Below are 17,347 nucleotides of genomic sequence, written 5' to 3'. Positions count from 1 at the left end.
TAGTAGCAAGCAAGGAGAAGGGAGGGGCGGAAGTGCCAGGAGAAGTTAATAATGTAAAGAGCAATAACTTCCAGAAAGTCGTGACTTTCCCGAACTATCACAAGGACAATATGGCGTTGGCCGGTCGTGTGGAAGAGAAGAAGCTCGGGAAGGATGAATTTCTTAAAATTCTGATCACGCAATTGCAAAATCAGGATCCAATGCAGCCCATGCAAGATCGTGATTTTATCGCACAAATGGCGCAATTTAGCTCTGTCGAACAATTAATGAACATTTCGACGCAGATGAACACGATGCAGCAGACACTCGGAATGTCCTCCAATATGATCGGCAAGGAGATTACATGGATTGCGCAGAAAGATGCGGCAAGTACGGACGGTAAGGAAAGCACAACCCAAATCAAGACGGGAATCGTGGATTCCATTCTAGTTCGTGACAATCAGATGTACGCCAAAGTAGGCAAGGACGAAGTCGAAATGAAGTACATTTCTGAAATTCGCATGCCTTCAAGCGGACAAGAGGATGGGAATGCGACAAGCAAGCCGGAACAAGCCGTGGACGGCAATTCATGAATATCCAAGGCTCACTAGGGCATTTGCCGCCAATTCGTCCTGTACAGACAAGTTCTTTATCGAGGGCGACATCAAGCGGAAAGACAAGCGCTGCCCTCCAGTTTCAGCAGCTGCTGAATCAAGAGCTGCATAAGCAGGAAGACGTACGGTTCAGTCACCATGCGCAACTTCGGATGAAAGAGCGCGGGATGTCCATGACACCGGATTTGATGCAAAAGATGAAGCAGGCTATTTCACAAGCGGAATCCAAAGGAGCTAAGCAATCACTGGTTGTTGTTAACAAGCAGGCGTTCATTGTGAATGTTCACTCTCGAACGGTAATCACGGCTCTGGATGAAGCTTCTCAGCAGGATCACATCTTTACGCAAATAGACAGTGCCGTCCTTATGAATTAATGTTCATTGGCAGTTACATTGATGAGGTTGAGAAATGTGTAAATGGCAGGGCACGGTATGAAATGGCTGGACCGTTAAGGAGGCCATCGCTCATGGAACGACAGAAGTGAGCGGAATAACGAATAGTCGGAGGTAAAAAGAATGATTCGATCCATGTACTCTGGTGTATCCGGAATGCGCGGCTTTCAGACGAAGCTAGATGTAATCGGCAATAACATTGCGAACGTAAATACAGCAGGCTTCAAGGCTGGACGCGTAACCTTTAAGGATATTATGAGCCAAACGGTATCAGGAACGACTGCACCAGGCGATGGTGGTATGGGGGGCGTCAATGCTAAGCAGATCGGACTTGGTGCTGTTGTTGCTTCCATAGACAATGTGCATACAGGCGGCAGTGCGATGACGACGAACCGTCCGCTCGATTTGCGCATTGATGGAGATGGATTCTTTGCAGTAAAAATGGGTGATGATGGTGCGACCTTCTATACTCGCGCTGGTGATTTCCATCTCGATGCAATGCGTCAATTGGTAACTTCCGATGGTTTGCGAGTGCTGGACGCTGGCGGTGGCGGAATTCAATTGGATGAAGAGATCGTTGCCTTCACTATTGCACAAAATGGCGAAATTATCGCGAAGAGAGATGATGGTACGACTGAAGCAACAGGCATCAAAATTGGTGTTGCGAAGATCCCGAATCCAGAAGGCTTGGAGAAGGTGGGAGGCAACTTGTACCGATTGACTCCGAATGCGATTGAGGGCGGCGCTCTTGATGAATTGTCGGAAGCAAACAGTCCAGAAGCTGGTACAGGCGCGATCATTTCCGGACAGCTGGAAATGTCGAACGTTGATTTGACTTCTGAATTTACCGAAATGATCGTTGCGCAACGCGGCTTCCAAGCGAACTCTCGCATCATCACAACTTCCGATGAAGTGCTGCAAGAGGTTGTTAACTTGAAGCGATAAGCGGTAGGTAATCCTGCTTCCTTAATCCCGCAGGCTGTGGGGGCATAATCCCCAGTCTGCGGGATGACGGACGGCGCTCGAAAGGAGGAATAGAATGATATCTGTTACGAGATTGAATGGATCGCCTGTATGGGTGAACGCCCTTCTTATCGAGTCTGTAGAGGAGACACCCGACACGTATATTACCCTGACGACAGGCAAGAAGTTTATTGTGCTGGAGAAAGGGCAGGAAGTCATTAGTTGCATTGAACAATACATACGTTCTGTAGGCATTATTGCCGGAACGAAGAAGACAGAATTATCGGAGGGACAACCATGAAACGAATGCTGCCGTGGATGATTACGGTGCTGCTAGCGCTCACGTTAATTGCACTGGTAGTTATTATGATGTTGAACTCAACACCAGGGAAACAAGCTAACCCGACTGGGAACATTGCTGTGCCTAGACTGTCTGCCGATGAAATTGTAGAAATGACGTCCAGTATGAATGAAATCAAGACGAACCTGGCAGATCACGACTATATCGTACTGACAGGATTCGCATTTCAATTGGACAGCAAGAAGACCAAGGAGCAGTTTGACAAGATCAAAGACATGCGTATTAAACCATTGATCTTACGTACGCTCGCAGACATGAAGCCGGAGGAACTGCAAGGCATGAAGGGACAAGATCAGTTATGTTCCAAGCTGCTCGAATTGATTAACAAGCAGTTGCCAGAGGGCAAGGTCATTCAAATCGACTTGACCGATTTCATTATGCAACGCCTCTAACAAGGGCGGTTACATCTGTTGTAGTTGATTCCTGTAAGGGGGTGAAACGATTGGTTGACGTGCTGTCACAGAACGAGATTGACGCCTTGCTGGCGGCGTTGTCCTCAGGTGAGATGGATGCAGAAGAGCTGAAGAAAGAGGAGACGCAGCGTAAAATCCGCTCCTATGATTTTAAGCGGGCTGTTCGATTTTCTAAGGATCATATCCGCAGCTTAACACGCATCCATGAGAATTTTGCCAGATATTTAACGACATATTTTTCTGCGCAACTCAGGACATTTGTACAAATCAATGTCGTACAGGTAGAACAGCTGCCGTATGACGAATTTATTCGGTCTATTCCGAAGATGACGATTCTGAATATTTTCGAGGCTGAGCCGTTCAAGGGGCGAATGGTACTCGAAGTAAATCCTAACGTAGCCTTTGCGATGCTGGATCGCATGTTGGGCGGTACGGGTATGGCTCCATCGAAAATCAATGCGTTAACAGAGATTGAGACGACGGTTATGGAGCGAATATTCAGCCGTGCGTTCGACAGTTTGCAAGAAGCTTGGAAAAATGTCCTTGATATTGAACCAAGACTTGAAGCATTGGAGACGAATCCACAGTTCATGCAGATCGTATCGCCGAATGAAACGATAGCGCTCATCTCCTTGAGCACGAAAATCGGGGATACGACGGGGATGATCAACTTGTGTATCCCGCATGTCGTCATTGAGCCGATCATGCCGAAGCTCTCTGTGCACCATTGGTTCGTATCAGAGAAGAAGACAAGAGAGCCGATTGAAGTTGAAAAATTACGCCAGCGCGTAACAAAGGCGAAGCTGCCGATATCGGTGGAACTGGGGACATCCAATATTACGGTGCATGAGCTAATGCAGCTCGCGGTTGGCGATGTGATCGCGTTGAATAAGCCGGTTGACAGTGGATTGTCAATTCGGGTCGGCGAACGCGAGAAATATATAGGAACACCTGGTGTGTATAAGGATCGAGTCTCAGTACAAATCGATCACGTTGTAGATGAAGGAGTGGAAGAGCATGACGAGTAAGGACTACTTGTCACAGGAGGAAATTGACGCGTTGTTGAAGAGATCATCAGATGAACCGTCTGCCGAAGAAGCCGGTACTCCTTCCATTGAAAAGTTTTTGGACCCGATTCAAATTGATGCATTGGGTGAAATTGGCAACATCACATTCGGCAGTGCAGCAACAGCATTGTCCACGTTGCTTGGCAAGAAAGTAGAGATTACAACGCCTCGCATTTCGCTGCTTCAGCGTGAGAACTTGGAGAATGAGTTTCCAAAGCCGCACGTGGCCGTACACGTTCGCTATGTAGAAGGCTTTGAGGGTGTAAACTCACTCGTTATCAAAACATCGGATGCTCAGGTAATTGCAGACTTGATGCTTGGCGGAGATGGCACGAACACGAGTCATGATTTGACTGAAATTCATATTAGTGCTGTTCAAGAAGCTATGAACCAAATGATGGGATCTTCAGCGACTTCGATGTCTACCATCTTCAATCGCTTAGTGAATATCTCTCCTCCTGGAATTGGCATCTTGGATATGTCTAATGGAACAGGCGTAGATACATTGCCTGAAGATAATGTACTCGTTAAGGTATCGTTCCGATTGACGATTAGTGATCTGATCGATTCAACGATCATGCAAATATTAACAGTTCCGTTTGCGCGGAATATGGTCTCACTGCTGCTTGGCTCAGCTTCAGATGAACCTGCGGCTGCTGCAGAAACTCCGGTTGCAGAAATGCAGCCTGAAGCCAAATCAGCTTATGAACCGTCTATGACAGCACCAGTTCAACCGGCAATGGAATCCCATATGCCGCCGATGCAGGGCTATCATGATCCAATGGGAGGAGGGCATGCTATGCAGCAACCTTATACAACAGCTCCAATGCATACACCTGGTATGGATATACGTGGAGATCATGCTGCAGCATTTGGGACTGCACCGAATCGGAATGTGAACGTGCAGCCTGTGCAATTCGCAAGTTTCCAATCGGCTCCATACCAACAAACGGATGAATCTAATCTAAATTTATTGTTGGACATCCCACTCAAAGTCACAGTAGAATTAGGTAGGACACACAAACAGATCAAGGACATCTTGGAGCTTTCCCAGGGCTCCATTATCGAGCTGGACAAGCTGGCAGGCGAGCCTGTCGATATTCTTGTCAACAACAAGCTTATCGCGAAGGGCGAGGTTGTTGTAATCGACGAGAACTTCGGCGTGCGTGTCACAGATATTATCAATCAGTGGGATCGAATTCAAAAACTACAATAAGATTTGGGGAGGATTCTCAACGATGGCAAACCGTATTTTGATCGTAGATGACGCAGCGTTTATGCGAATGATGATTCGCGACATTTTAACTAAAAATGGTTATGATGTTGTCGCGGAAGCATCGGACGGTGCACAGGCGATCGAAAAGTACAAAGAACATAAACCAGACCTGATTACAATGGATATTACAATGCCGGAAATGGATGGAATTACAGCGCTTAAAGAAATTCGCAAATCCGATCCGAATGCCAAAGTCATTATGTGTTCCGCGATGGGACAGCAGGCAATGGTTATTGATGCGATTCAAGCAGGAGCGAAGGACTTCATCGTGAAGCCGTTCCAAGCGGATCGCGTAATCGAAGCAATCAAGAAGACATTAGGTTAATTGTATGAAAACTGACAGCGGTCAACTGATGCAATCATCTGGTGTCGATGGATATTTATCGAGCTTATTGACCGTGTTGTTGTCACTTGCCGTCATCATCGTACTTATCGTGCTGTTCATCAAGCTGTTAAGCCGCAAAAACCGAATGTGGCAAATGAACCAAAGTATCCGAACGTTGGGCGGCACCGGCCTCGGACCAAACAAGTCGATGCAAATCGTAGAAGTTGGCGATGTCGTCTATGTATTGGGCATTGGGGAAGATATTACGCTTATCGATAAAATATCCGATCCGGCCCAAGCGGCACGCTTTACCGCGGCGCTTGAACGCGAGCAGCCGACAGCGGCATGGCCAACATCCTGGTCGGAGTGGAAACAACGTCTGCGAGTTGGACGCAATGGACGAACTATTGACAGTAACACGAAGCCAGAAGAGACGGAGTCAGTCTCATTCCATGAAATGTTTCATGAGAAGCTTGAGCGCATGCCAAAGCGCAGCGAGCAAGTGGAGCAGTTATTGAAGGAAGATAATAAAGAAGATCGGTAGATGGATTCATGAACAAAAAATTGTTACTATCTGTAACCGTCGCACTGTTTGTATCCAGCATGTCAGCTCATTGGGCTATGGCATCTCCCATTATTCCGGACATCGACATTAAGGTCGGGGGCGGAGGACAACCGGGAGCATCATCAATTTCGATTTTGCTGCTTATTACGATATTGAGCATAGCTCCAGCAATTCTGGTGCTGATGACCTCCTTCACACGAATTGTGGTTGTCCTTGGGTTCGTGCGGACGTCCCTAGGGACGCAGCAGATGCCGCCCAATCAGGTGTTGATTGGTCTGGCGCTCTTTCTAACTTTGTTTGTTATGTCCCCGACAATTGGCGAAGTGAATCAATCAGCCCTACAGCCGTATTTAAAGGGTGAGTTGAACCAGACCCAAGCGCTCGAGAAGGCATCTGTTCCGATGAAGAAGTTTATGTTCTCACATACACGTGAGAAAGATTTGCTCTTATTTATGAAATACACCAAAACGGATAAACCGAAAACATACGAAGATATTCCGTTAACCGTACTCGTGCCTGCTTTCGCGATCAGTGAGTTGAAGACGGCGTTCCAAATGGGATTTATGATCTTTATTCCATTCTTGGTCATTGATATGGTTGTGGCCAGTACGCTTATGGCCATGGGGATGATGATGCTGCCTCCGGTTATGATATCGCTGCCGTTCAAGATTTTATTGTTCGTGCTCGTAGATGGCTGGTATCTTGTAGTGAAATCGCTGCTCATGAGCTTCAATACATGACGCGAGTCAGACATGGCGAACGGGAGGAATGAACATGAGTGCAGAATTTATTATGGGTCTGGCAGGACAGGCTGTGTTCACTGTTCTTAAAGTGAGCGCACCGATGTTGGTAGTTGCCTTGGTCGTCGGATTGTTAATAAGCGTTTTTCAAGCGACGACACAAATTCAGGAGCAGACGCTTGCGTTCGTACCGAAAATTGTGGCAGTTATGATCGTTGTACTGTTGTTCGGACCCTGGATTTTAACGACACTCGTGGATTTTACGCACAATATTTTAAATAATTTGCATCATTATATCGGTTAGGCAGTGAAGCCATGGAAATGCTCGTACAAGCTTTCCCTGTTTTTTTGCTCTCGATGTGTCGAATCACGGCGTTCTTTGTCGCTGTTCCTGTCTTTTCTTCCCGAGGCGTGCCGATTAGGTTCAAGATCGGACTTGCATTCTTTGTCAGCTTAATCGCTTATTTATTGTTTGGGCTTGGTAAGAGTGTACCGACAGATGGAACTTATATCATTTATATTGTCCGGGAAATAATGATAGGCCTGCTCATCGGATATTTAGCACAGCTGTTCTTCTCTATCGTGCAGACAGCAGGTTCGTTCATCGATATGCAGATTGGGTTCGGCATGGCCAATGTCATTGACCCGTTGACCGGGGCAAGTTCGCCTGTGATGGGCAACTTTAAATACATATTTGTTGTTCTATTGTTTCTTGGAATGAATGGCCACCATTACTTTATCGACGGAATTATGCAAAGTTTTAAGTGGCTGCCGCTAGATGAGAATGCTTTTTTTGCTCAAATCGCAAATGGGAATATTACAGATTTCATTGTTAAGTCATTCACTGAAGCATTCACCATTGCTTTCCAAGTGTCTGCACCGCTTATCGTCGCTCTATTTTTAACGGACGTAGCACTTGGATTTCTAGCGCGAACGGCGCCGCAATTCAATATTTTCGTCGTTGGGATTCCGCTTAAGCTAATTGTTGGTCTTCTTATGCTGCTGCTAGTCGTACCAGGTCTTGTTTACGTACTGCAGCAATTGTTCTCTACGCTGTTCGAAGCGCTCGATCAGCTGCTACGCATGATGCAGGGGGCGAGATGATGAAGCAGCTTCACGATGTACACAGAGATGAGTCGAATCGCCACGCATATGTACTGCGTTATCCTCTTGATTTGCAGCTGTTCTCGCAAGAGAAGACAGAGAAAGCAACGCCGAAAAAGAGGCAAGAAACCCGCAAGAAAGGGCAAGTTGCCAAAAGTATGGATCTCTCAGGAGCGTTCATTCTCTTGGCTGGGTTCTCTTGCTTGTTCGTGCTCGGCGGTTTTATGAAGGATCGGATCGTCGAGCTGTTCCAAGATGTGCTGCAGAATCGGCTTACAATGGATGTGACGGCGAACAATGTGCTGGACTACTTCAGTTCCATATTTCTTAAACTGATGGTTATACTGGCACCGTTGTTTATTTCAGCAATCGTTATTGCGCTCGTCGTCAACTACATGCAGGTGGGCTTCTTATTTACTGGTGAGCCGCTGAAGATGAAGCTGGAGAAGATTGATCCGGTAAAAGGTTTCAAAAATATTTTTTCCATGCGTTCTGTAGTTGAATTTCTGAAATCGATTATGAAGCTCACGACGATCGGTGTAATCGTCTACACCTCATTGTGGGGGGAGCGAGATACGATCGTCATGCTGTCCCATGTTCCTTTGAATGACATCATGTCATTTACAGGGCATTTGACACTTATGCTTGGCATGAAGATTGGAGTGGCGTTATGTGTGCTTGCCGCTCTGGATTACATGTATCAACGATATGAATACGAGAAAAGTTTACGGATGTCAAAACAGGACATTAAGGACGAATTCAAGAAGACCGAAGGTGACCCTCTTATTAAGGGTAAAATTCGTGAACGACAGCGGCGTATGGCACTCATGCGCATGATGCAGGAGGTTCCGAAAGCAGACGTCGTCATTACGAACCCGACGCACTTCGCAATTGCACTGAAATATGATGGTGGTGCGATGGAAGCACCGGAGATTGTAGCCAAGGGACAGGATTACGTCGCGCTCCGTATTAAACAGATTGCCAAGGAACACGGCGTCATAACGATGGAAAACAAGCCGCTCGCCCGTGCTTTGTATCAGAGGGCCGATATTGGCGATACCGTTCCGGCCGATTTGTTCCAAGCCGTGGCTGAGGTACTGGCATACGTATACAAAGTAAAAGGCAAAGGCAATTGATTAATCTTGATCAAGGATGGAGGGTGCATTCCGTGAAAACGAGAGATTTATTCGTCTTGGTCGGTATTATCGGTATCGTACTCATGATGGTTTTACCTATACCGACCTGGTTGCTTGACATTTTACTCGTAATCAATATATCGATCGCGCTCATGATTTTGCTCATTGCCATGAATACGAGGGAAGCGTTGAACTTCTCGATTTTCCCGGCTATGCTGCTCATTACGACATTGTTCCGACTCGCATTGAACATATCCACTACGAAGCAAATCCTTACGAATGGCGAAGCTGGTGACGTTGTTGCCACATTCGGTGAGTGGATAACCCAGGGAAATATTGCGGTTGGTCTTGTCGTCTTCCTCATTCTTGTCATTGTACAGTTTATTGTTATTACGAAAGGCTCTGAGCGGGTCGCTGAAGTATCAGCACGCTTTACGCTCGATGCGATGCCGGGTAAGCAAATGGCAATTGACGCAGACTTGAATGCAGGACTTATCAACGAACAGCAGGCCCGTGATCGCCGCGATAAGATTAGCCGAGAAGCGGATTTCTATGGCGCCATGGACGGTGCCAGTAAATTCGTAAAAGGGGATGCGATTGCAAGTATCATCATCCTGCTTATTAACTTGATCGGTGGCTTCATTATCGGAATGGCGATGCATGGAAAATCATTTGGCGATGCAGCATCTACTTATTCGATATTGTCGATTGGTGATGGACTTGTCAGCCAGATTCCAGCGCTTCTTATTTCGACCGCAGCAGGTCTTATCGTAACAAGGGCGGCATCTGATGGAAACTTGGCAGAAGATTTGCGAGCGCAGATGTTTGCTTATCCGAAGCTGCTCTATATCGTATCAGGCACGATCGCGTTACTTGGATTACTTACGCCAATTGGAATTGGATCTACGATTCCATTTGCTGTCATTCTTGGGATTGCCGGATATCGGATGCAGAAGAACATCGATGAGCGGCAAATCGAAGAAGAGCAGCTTGAGGAAGAACTGCAGATTGAAGAAGTGCGCAGTCCAGAGAGTGTAATCAATTTGCTGCAGGTTGATCCGATTGAATTTGAGTTCGGTTATGGACTCATTCCGCTTGCGGATACACAGCAAGGCGGGGATTTGCTCGACCGTATTATTATGATTCGACGCCAATGCGCGTTAGAGCTCGGCTTGGTCGTTCCTGTCATCCGCATTCGAGACAATATCCAATTGAAGCCGAATGAATATGTCATCAAGATTAAGGGCAATGCGGTAGCCCGAGGGGAGCTTCTACTCAATCATTATCTGGCGATGAATCCCGGTTATGATGATGAATCGGTATCAGGAATTGAAACGGTAGAGCCGGCATTCGGACTACCAGCATTATGGGTGGATGATGCGATGAAGGAGCGTGCCGAATTGGCAGGATATACGGTAGTAGATCCGCCTTCTGTTGTGGCTACGCATCTGACTGAAATCGTTAAAAAGCATGCACACGAGCTTATTGGACGTCAGGAGACGAAATCGCTTGTTGAAACGGTTAAGGAACAATATTCTGCTCTTGTGGATGAACTGATTCCAAATGTATTGACGATCGGGGATGTTCAGAAAGTTCTGGCGAAGCTTCTGCGAGAGAAGATCTCGATTCGCGATCTGGTAACCATATTCGAAACACTGGCAGATTACGGTACATATACGAAGGATCCGGATGTATTAACGGAATATGTGCGTCAAGCGCTTGCTCGCCAGATTACACAGCAATATTCAACTCCAGGCGAGACGCTGCGTGTGATCACAATTGGACCAAGCTTGGAAAAGAAAATTTCGGACAATGTGCAGCAGAACGAGCATGGTTCTTACCTTGTTCTAGATCCGAATACGACACAGCAGGTATATCAGCGCATGAGTGAACAGATTCAGAAGCTGCTACAGACCGGACATTCGCCGATCATGCTGGCATCTCCGAACATTCGTATGTACTTGCGGCAGCTTATGGAGCGTGCGATGCAGGATGTTCCGGTTCTGTCCTACAATGAGCTTGAACCAAATGTTGAAATTCAAAGCGTCGGAGTGGTGAATGTATGAGGGTGAAAAAATACCTCGTCGAAACGATGCCGGAGGCCATGAGTCAAATCAGGCAAGAACTTGGAAAAGATGCGGTCATTGTCAGTACCAAAGAAGTTAAGACAGGCGGTATTCTTGGCATGTTCCGTAAGCGAGCTATTGAAGTAGTGGCGGCGGTCGACGAACAAGCTAAGCCTACAGCCAAGTCTTCCACAGAACCCAATACTCCTCCTTTCAATGGGACGATGCAATCGTATGTTCCTTCATCGGTTGCTCGCTCCATGTATGGGGGAGGCGGCAGCAATGGTCAGTCTGCAAAAAATGTGGAACGTGGAACCGCCCAACCGCAGTCAATGAGCTCTAATAGGGCGGTTCAGCCTCCAAATTCCATGCAGACGATGTCGGCTGATTTAGAAGAAGAGAGTACTGCTGTGCCTTGGACGCAGCTTCCATTTGCACGGTCTGAACGGGCCGTTATGCCGATGACATCGATTGAACAAGATCCGACTGACCCGCATTTACAGAAAGAATTGGCTGAAATGAAACGGATGATGCGTAAAGTAATGGAGCGCGTCAACTATGATTCATGGTCAGAGAGTGCACAGGAGGTAGAGCGTCATCTCAGGCTTCAAGGACTGTCGCAAGAGGCTGCATATGGATACGTGCAGCAGGCTTGGGAGCAATGCAAGTTGAACCGTGAGGAAGAGCCTGATTCTGATGTGCTGAGGGGCTATGTGAAAGATATCGTAGAAGAGAAGCTTCAGTCGCATGTTGTCCATGGATTGACACCTGCTACCCGCATTTTGTATGTCGTTGGGCCGACTGGTGTAGGTAAGACGACGACGATTGCGAAGCTGGCTGCAGATCAAATGTTCCATCATCAACGCAAGGTAGGTCTAATTGCTTCTGACACCTATCGAATTGCAGCTGTTGAACAACTCAGAACATATGCATCGATATTGAACGTTCCGATGGAGGTTGTGACCTCGCCCAATGACACGGAACGGGCATTGCGGGCGCTTCAAGGCTGTGATCTGATCATTATGGATACAGCAGGGCGCAATTTCCGCAACGATATGTATGTGAATGAGTTGAATACGATGCTTAAGCCGTTCCCAGACAGTGAGACATTCCTCGTCTTGAGCTTAACTTCCAAGACGGAAGATATGATCGCTATACTGGAGCGATTCTCAAGACAGCGCATCGATCGGATCATATTCACGAAGGCGGATGAGACAGATACATTCGGTTCAGTGCTTGAACTTGCAGATCGAACGACGATTCCGTTCAGTTATATAACTACAGGACAGAATGTCCCGGACGATATCGAGCCGTTCCAGGTGGATGAAGCGGTAAGACGAATAGTAGGTGCATGACGAAATGAGCTACGATCAAGCAGAAGGACTAAGACAGTTGGTAGAATCCCGTCATGAAAGAGTTGGTTCCACGGTGTCATCTCGGATGGCGCAGGGAAGCTCTGAAGTTCGAACTGCACGTATTATTGCCGTTACGAGCGGTAAGGGCGGCGTGGGAAAATCCAATTTTACGTTGAACTTCGCGCTCTCCCTACAAGATGCGGGGTATCGAACACTTGTATTCGATGCGGATATCGGCATGGGGAACATTGATGTTCTGCTCGGTGCGACATCAGGTGTTAGCCTCATGCACGTCTTGCGAGACGGGCACTCCCTGCAGGATATTATTCAGGTAGGTCCTCGAGGAATGCACTACATTCCAGGAGGCTCCGGATTCCAAGAATTATTGGATATGCCTTCCGTTCATATTGAACACTTCATCCAAGAAATGGAGAAATGGTCATCACAGTATGATGTCATCTTGTTTGATACGGGAGCGGGGCTGAGTAAGGAGACGATGCAATTTCTCTCAGCAGCGGATGAGACGCTTGTTGTAACCACACCTGAGCCAACATCCATTGCGGATGCCTATGCACTGATTAAGGTCGTTTCCGCTGCGAGACCTGATCATTCGTTCCGTCTTGTCATCAACCGAGCTTCAGATTGGAAAGAGGGAAGCCAGACGGCTGAGCGATTATCAACGGTAGCGGAGCGATTCTTGAATCGTCCGATTCCGACGCTAGGGATTTTATATGATGATCCCCATGTGATGCAGGCCGTAAAGAGGCAAATTCCATTCGCTATTTTGTATCCACAATGTATAGTTGCCAAGCAGCTTCGTGAACTAGCCAATGCTTACATTCACGGAATCGGGCAGACTGGACAAGCTGGAGGGGTTAAGCAATTTTTGCGGAAATGGCTGGGCAGATGGTCCTCCTAAATGTAAGGCATGAAGAAATGGAGGACGCAGCATTCACAAATGGCTGCTTAGGGAGCGTGATGAGAAATTGACAACCAAGAAAGTGCTTGTCGTGGACGACTCGGCCTTCATGCGAACGATTATATCTGATTTAATTATCCAGGATCATTCCTTTGAGATTATCGGTACTGCCTCTAATGGTGTAGATGCTGTACACAAAGTGATGGAACTGAAGCCAGATGCAGTGACGCTGGATGTTGAGATGCCGATTCAGAATGGCCTCGTAGCACTTCAGAGCATAATGACAGATTGCCCTACCCCGGTCATTATGCTGTCAAGTTTAACAGAAGAAGGGCGCTCGGAGACATTATCCGCACTTGAATATGGAGCTTTTGACTTCGTATGTAAACCAAGCCCTGCGGGTGGGACGAAAGATATACATAAGGTTGGAGAAATGCTGCGGGAGAAGCTGCATACTGCAATTGCTTCTCAAGAAAGAAAGCGTCAGCTGGAACGACTGCGGGAACAAGGGGAGCGGCTAAAGCGGGAGTACGCAGCTGCTTTATCGACAGAAGAGCTCGTCCTAAGGCCTCCGCATCAATCCGGTTTAAAGTCTCGTACAGATGATGGAAATAAGCAGAGAGCGAAGAGCCCGATTACTTCTAGAGCGGCTGCAAAATTGGCAGCGAAGGAAATGCAGACACAGCGCAGCATGGAGGATACGCCGATTATTGGCCGTACTCGTGCCGGGAAGCCAGTTGCTCCGAATGCGAACGAGGAATTGCATCCTATTCACGAAGAGCGCCTAGATGTCACGCATCTGAGTGCCTCAGAATTCGTTGGAACAGCGAATGCAGCCAACTCAACGAGATTTGAGCAAATTGTTGCCATTGGGACATCGACGGGCGGTCCGCGTGCATTGAAAGAGCTGTTGTCAGCATTACCTAAACATATTCCCGCACCGATATTGGTGGTTCAGCATATGCCGCCTAATTTCACAAAATCATTAGCTGAACGTTTGAACAATTACAGTGATATTGAAGTAAGGGAAGCGCAGCATGGCGATGTGCTGCAGACTGGGGTAGCTTACATTGCACCAGGTGGCATGCATATGATGGTCGTGCGCAATGCAGAGGGGAATTATTCGATTGCTTTATCCAAAGGTGAGCCCCGCAACGGACATCGTCCATCAGTAGATTCCCTGTTCGAATCACTACTGCCGTTGAAGGGACTGAAACGGCATATCGTGCTGTTGACGGGAATGGGTAGTGACGGTGCGAAAATGATGAAACGGTTGGCCGACGAGGGCGTAACTTCAACCTTTGTCGAAAGTGAAGAAAGCTGCGTCGTCTTCGGCATGCCGCGCGCGGCAATCGAGTTGGGATGCGTATCGCAAGTCATTCCACTACATCAGATGGCAAAGTCCATTACACATGCAATGAAATGATCAGATACTGTTGTGCAAATCGTTAAAGGAGGTGTTCGAGCATGGATTTGAATCAATATTTGTCCATGTTTATTGACGAAGCGAACGACCATTTGCAAGCGTTGAACGAGCACATGCTAGAGTTGGAGAACCAGCCAGACGATGTTGGGATCGTGCAAGTCATTTTCAGGTCGGCCCACACCTTAAAAGGGATGTCGGCGACAATGGGGTTTGAGGATTTGGCCTCATTAACACACCAGATGGAAAATGTATTGGATCTTGTAAGAAACCAACAGCTCGCGATGGACTCCTTTATTTTTGATACGTTATTCCGAAGCTTGGATGCTTTGGAAGCTATGGTCTCCGATATTACTAACGGTGGAGAAGGCAAGGCAGATGTGACGGCAATTGTTGCAGCTCTCCAATCGATTGTCAAAGGCGATTACAAGAAGGAAGCTTCTTCCGCAGACGGAAGCTCCGCAGATGATGCTGAAGAGCAAAATGAGCGGCTTGATGAATTCCAGAGAAGTATCTTGGAACAATCGGTGGAAGCAGGCATGCATGTGTACTACATCCACATCCAATTGCGTGAAGATTGCGTACTAAAGGCAGCTAGAGCCTATATGGTATTTCAGGTGCTTGGGCAGTACGGTGAAGTAGTGAAGTCGAATCCTCCTGCACAGGACATAGAGCAGGATAAGTTCGACAATGGCTTTACCGTATTCTTTGTCAGCGGTGAAGATGCCGAGCGATTGCAGCAAGAGATCGGACAAGTCTCAGAGCTGGACAGCGTACAAGTACAGCCATTCACGCTTGAAGACATCCGCAATTGGAATAGTCAAATCGAAGAAGTACAAGCAGGCAGACAAGAAGCAGCAGCAACTGCAGCGCCAGCCAAGCCAGAAGTGAAGACAGAGCAGCCAGCGGCATCCGAAGCTTCGTCTGCGCCTGCACGCAAACCAAGCAGCACGCCAGCAACTGGAAAAGCAGTTGCAAACCGGACGATTCGCGTAGATATTGAACGGCTCGATGTACTGATGAATCTACTAAGCGAAATGCTCATTGATCGCGTACGGCTCGAGCAATTGTCAGGTGATCTCAAGCATCATGATTTGACAGATACCGTGGAGCATTTGTCACGAGTAAGCTCTGATTTGCAAAATATTGTGCTTAAGCTGCGCATGGTTCCTGTTGATACGGTATTCAGCAGATTCCCGCGGATGATGCGTGACTTAGCCAAATCACTTGATAAGAAGATAGACTTTATTATAACCGGTGCTGAGACAGAGCTTGACCGCACTGTAATTGATGAGATCGGAGATCCACTTGTTCACTTGCTGCGCAATGCAGTTGACCACGGTATTGAATCTATTGAGGATCGTATCGCAGCCGGCAAGCCAGAAACAGGGACTGTTCATTTGCGGGCTTTCCACAGCGGCAATCATGTCTTCATCGAAATTGAAGAAGATGGTCACGGAATCGACCGTGCGATGGTATTGAAGAAAGCCATCAAGAATGGTGTTGTCACTGCGGAGAGAGCAGCTCAAATGAGTGATGAGCAGGTATACATGCTGCTATTCGCATCTGGATTCAGTACGGCAGAGAAGGTCTCGGATATATCTGGCAGGGGTGTTGGACTGGATGTAGTAAGATCCAAGATTACATCTTTAGGTGGACACGTCATTGTTGAGTCTAAGCTGGGACAAGGAACGAAGTTTATCGTGCAGCTCCCGCTTACATTGTCCATATTATCGGCAATGCTCTTCCGTTTGGGAAGTGAGAAGTATGCGATTCCGCTTAGCTCTATTGTGGAGACAAGCATGGTCAAGAAAGAAAAAATACGCCGGGTTCATGGTGGTATCCGGATGGTTGATTACCGAGACAGTGTAATCCCTCTTCTATCACTCAGCACACTTTTCGATTGCCCGAATTATTCGGACATGGAGGAAGAAGAGGTTGAGATCATCATCGTACGCAAAGGTGACCGTATAGCGGCATTGGCTATCGATGACTTTATCGGTCAAAGCGAAATTGTTCTGAAGCCATTAGGAAGCTATTTAAAAAATGCGCCAGGCTTCTCAGGAGCAACGATTCTCGGTGATGGACAAGTTGCATTGATCATTGATCCGAATGCGTTGCTGAAGTAATCCTCAATGTCTATTTATGATTGCAAAATAGTCATATTCAAATGAAGGAGGACGTGACATGGCAGAAGAGTTAAAGGTCGTTGTCTTTACGTTAGGGGAAGAAGAATACGGAATCGAAGTTGAAAAGGTAAAAACGATAGAGCGTATGCTCCCTATCACACGGGTTCCGAAAACATACGACTTCATTAAAGGTGTTATTAACTTGCGCGGGGTTGTTGTTCCGGTCATCGAGCTTCGTGGTCGATTCGGATTGCCGTCTGCGGAAGTGACGGAACAATCTCGTATTATTATCGTAGCTTATGAAGATTTGGAAGTTGGCTTTATCGTGGATAGTGCCAATGATGTTATTGATATTATGGACGAAGATATCGAACCGGCCCCAGAGGTTGTGGGCGGCATTCAAGCCAAATACTTGCGCGGCGTAGCTAAGATTGGGGATGACCGTTTACTTATTATGCTCCATTTGGCCGAAGTGCTGAATAAGAGTGAAATTATTCGATTAGAACAGCTTGAGGCATAA

General features: G+C 47.1%; 19 protein-coding genes. All 19 read left to right on the top strand.

All coding sequences use genetic code 11. From position 1 onward, the window contains the following. Positions 1-32 precede the first annotated feature (32 nt). The gene (locus BBG47_RS11990; RefSeq protein WP_065291909.1) at positions 33-572 is read left to right on the top strand and encodes a flagellar hook capping FlgD N-terminal domain-containing protein; all 540 of its coding nucleotides are present in this window, start codon (positions 33-35) and stop codon (positions 570-572) included. Next, on the top strand, positions 569-967 hold the full coding sequence (locus BBG47_RS11985) for a TIGR02530 family flagellar biosynthesis protein (RefSeq protein ID WP_065291895.1): 399 nt from the start codon (positions 569-571) through the stop codon (positions 965-967). The genes BBG47_RS11990 and BBG47_RS11985 overlap by 4 nt, the downstream gene beginning before the upstream one ends. Before the next feature lie 141 nt (positions 968-1,108). Next, positions 1,109-1,930 carry a flagellar basal body rod protein FlgG gene (gene flgG / locus BBG47_RS11980; RefSeq protein WP_021262460.1) on the top strand — a complete coding sequence of 274 codons (822 nt, stop codon included), beginning with the start codon at positions 1,109-1,111 and terminating at the stop codon, positions 1,928-1,930. Positions 1,931-2,024: 94 nt separating this feature from the next. After that, positions 2,025-2,249: a flagellar FlbD family protein gene (locus BBG47_RS11975; RefSeq protein WP_021256547.1), complete on the top strand. Its 225-nt coding sequence runs from the start codon at positions 2,025-2,027 to the stop codon at positions 2,247-2,249. Continuing rightward, a complete protein-coding gene (locus BBG47_RS11970; RefSeq protein WP_021262458.1) occupies positions 2,246-2,701 on the top strand; it encodes a flagellar basal body-associated FliL family protein in 456 nt (151 codons plus the stop codon). The genes BBG47_RS11975 and BBG47_RS11970 overlap by 4 nt, the downstream gene beginning before the upstream one ends. Before the next feature lie 50 nt (positions 2,702-2,751). Beyond that, positions 2,752-3,750, top strand: coding sequence for a flagellar motor switch protein FliM (fliM, locus tag BBG47_RS11965; protein WP_021256545.1), 999 nt, complete (start codon positions 2,752-2,754; stop codon positions 3,748-3,750). After that, positions 3,740-5,005 carry a flagellar motor switch phosphatase FliY gene (gene fliY, locus BBG47_RS11960; protein ID WP_065291894.1) on the top strand — a complete coding sequence of 422 codons (1,266 nt, stop codon included), beginning with the start codon at positions 3,740-3,742 and terminating at the stop codon, positions 5,003-5,005. Before fliM ends, fliY begins: the two co-directional genes overlap by 11 nt. 22 nt (positions 5,006-5,027) lie before the next feature. Then, entirely contained in the window at positions 5,028-5,390 is a 363-nt protein-coding gene (locus BBG47_RS11955) for a response regulator (RefSeq protein ID WP_005550576.1), read from the top strand. A gap of 4 nt (positions 5,391-5,394) precedes the next feature. Beyond that, positions 5,395-5,934: a flagellar biosynthetic protein FliO gene (locus tag BBG47_RS11950; RefSeq protein WP_021256543.1), complete on the top strand. Its 540-nt coding sequence runs from the start codon at positions 5,395-5,397 to the stop codon at positions 5,932-5,934. Positions 5,935-5,942: 8 nt separating this feature from the next. After that, complete coding sequence (gene fliP / locus BBG47_RS11945) at positions 5,943-6,695, top strand: flagellar type III secretion system pore protein FliP (RefSeq protein ID WP_021256542.1); 753 nt, start codon at positions 5,943-5,945, stop codon at positions 6,693-6,695. A gap of 34 nt (positions 6,696-6,729) precedes the next feature. Then, on the top strand, positions 6,730-6,999 hold the full coding sequence (fliQ, locus tag BBG47_RS11940; protein WP_021256541.1) for a flagellar biosynthesis protein FliQ: 270 nt from the start codon (positions 6,730-6,732) through the stop codon (positions 6,997-6,999). Positions 7,000-7,010: 11 nt separating this feature from the next. Beyond that, on the top strand, positions 7,011-7,799 hold the full coding sequence (gene fliR, locus BBG47_RS11935; protein ID WP_065291893.1) for a flagellar biosynthetic protein FliR: 789 nt from the start codon (positions 7,011-7,013) through the stop codon (positions 7,797-7,799). Continuing rightward, the gene (gene flhB, locus BBG47_RS11930; protein WP_021256539.1) at positions 7,799-8,935 is read left to right on the top strand and encodes a flagellar biosynthesis protein FlhB; all 1,137 of its coding nucleotides are present in this window, start codon (positions 7,799-7,801) and stop codon (positions 8,933-8,935) included. Before fliR ends, flhB begins: the two co-directional genes overlap by 1 nt. Before the next feature lie 32 nt (positions 8,936-8,967). Next, positions 8,968-11,001, top strand: a complete 2,034-nt coding sequence (flhA, locus tag BBG47_RS11925; protein ID WP_021256538.1) for a flagellar biosynthesis protein FlhA — start codon at positions 8,968-8,970, stop codon at positions 10,999-11,001. Beyond that, positions 10,998-12,356 carry a flagellar biosynthesis GTPase FlhF gene (flhF, locus tag BBG47_RS11920; protein WP_065291892.1) on the top strand — a complete coding sequence of 453 codons (1,359 nt, stop codon included), beginning with the start codon at positions 10,998-11,000 and terminating at the stop codon, positions 12,354-12,356. The genes flhA and flhF overlap by 4 nt, the downstream gene beginning before the upstream one ends. A 4-nt stretch (positions 12,357-12,360) precedes the next feature. Beyond that, positions 12,361-13,275 carry a MinD/ParA family protein gene (locus BBG47_RS11915; protein WP_065291891.1) on the top strand — a complete coding sequence of 305 codons (915 nt, stop codon included), beginning with the start codon at positions 12,361-12,363 and terminating at the stop codon, positions 13,273-13,275. Between the two features lie 67 nt (positions 13,276-13,342). After that, on the top strand, positions 13,343-14,701 hold the full coding sequence (locus BBG47_RS11910; protein WP_083189243.1) for a protein-glutamate methylesterase/protein-glutamine glutaminase: 1,359 nt from the start codon (positions 13,343-13,345) through the stop codon (positions 14,699-14,701). Positions 14,702-14,742: 41 nt separating this feature from the next. Then, complete coding sequence (locus BBG47_RS11905) at positions 14,743-16,827, top strand: chemotaxis protein CheA (protein ID WP_065291890.1); 2,085 nt, start codon at positions 14,743-14,745, stop codon at positions 16,825-16,827. Between the two features lie 58 nt (positions 16,828-16,885). After that, positions 16,886-17,347 (top strand): chemotaxis protein CheW, encoded by a 462-nt coding sequence (locus BBG47_RS11900; protein WP_044356881.1) that lies wholly within the window; start codon positions 16,886-16,888, stop codon positions 17,345-17,347.

It is taken from the genome of Paenibacillus sp. KS1, assembly GCF_001680695.1.
GTDB lineage: Bacteria > Bacillota > Bacilli > Paenibacillales > Paenibacillaceae > Paenibacillus_B > Paenibacillus_B suaedae.
The sequence above is the reverse complement of the archived record's forward strand: the minus strand, read 5'-3'. Positions and strand labels throughout refer to the sequence as shown.

Bases quoted from the DNA above. Each gene is read 5' to 3' on its own strand.
- BBG47_RS11985 (WP_065291895.1), top strand. From the start codon at position 569: ATGAATATCCAAGGCTCACTAGGGCATTTGCCGCCAATTCGTCCTGTA.
- flgG (WP_021262460.1), top strand. From the start codon at position 1,109: ATGATTCGATCCATGTACTCTGGTGTATCCGGAATGCGCGGCTTTCAG.
- BBG47_RS11975 (WP_021256547.1), top strand. From the start codon at position 2,025: ATGATATCTGTTACGAGATTGAATGGATCGCCTGTATGGGTGAACGCC.
- BBG47_RS11970 (WP_021262458.1), top strand. From the start codon at position 2,246: ATGAAACGAATGCTGCCGTGGATGATTACGGTGCTGCTAGCGCTCACG.
- fliY (WP_065291894.1), top strand. From the start codon at position 3,740: ATGACGAGTAAGGACTACTTGTCACAGGAGGAAATTGACGCGTTGTTG.
- BBG47_RS11955 (WP_005550576.1), top strand. From the start codon at position 5,028: ATGGCAAACCGTATTTTGATCGTAGATGACGCAGCGTTTATGCGAATG.
- BBG47_RS11950 (WP_021256543.1), top strand. From the start codon at position 5,395: ATGAAAACTGACAGCGGTCAACTGATGCAATCATCTGGTGTCGATGGA.
- fliP (WP_021256542.1), top strand. From the start codon at position 5,943: ATGAACAAAAAATTGTTACTATCTGTAACCGTCGCACTGTTTGTATCC.
- fliQ (WP_021256541.1), top strand. From the start codon at position 6,730: ATGAGTGCAGAATTTATTATGGGTCTGGCAGGACAGGCTGTGTTCACT.
- fliR (WP_065291893.1), top strand. From the start codon at position 7,011: ATGGAAATGCTCGTACAAGCTTTCCCTGTTTTTTTGCTCTCGATGTGT.
- flhB (WP_021256539.1), top strand. From the start codon at position 7,799: ATGAAGCAGCTTCACGATGTACACAGAGATGAGTCGAATCGCCACGCA.
- flhF (WP_065291892.1), top strand. From the start codon at position 10,998: ATGAGGGTGAAAAAATACCTCGTCGAAACGATGCCGGAGGCCATGAGT.
- BBG47_RS11915 (WP_065291891.1), top strand. From the start codon at position 12,361: ATGAGCTACGATCAAGCAGAAGGACTAAGACAGTTGGTAGAATCCCGT.
- BBG47_RS11905 (WP_065291890.1), top strand. From the start codon at position 14,743: ATGGATTTGAATCAATATTTGTCCATGTTTATTGACGAAGCGAACGAC.
- BBG47_RS11900 (WP_044356881.1), top strand. From the start codon at position 16,886: ATGGCAGAAGAGTTAAAGGTCGTTGTCTTTACGTTAGGGGAAGAAGAA.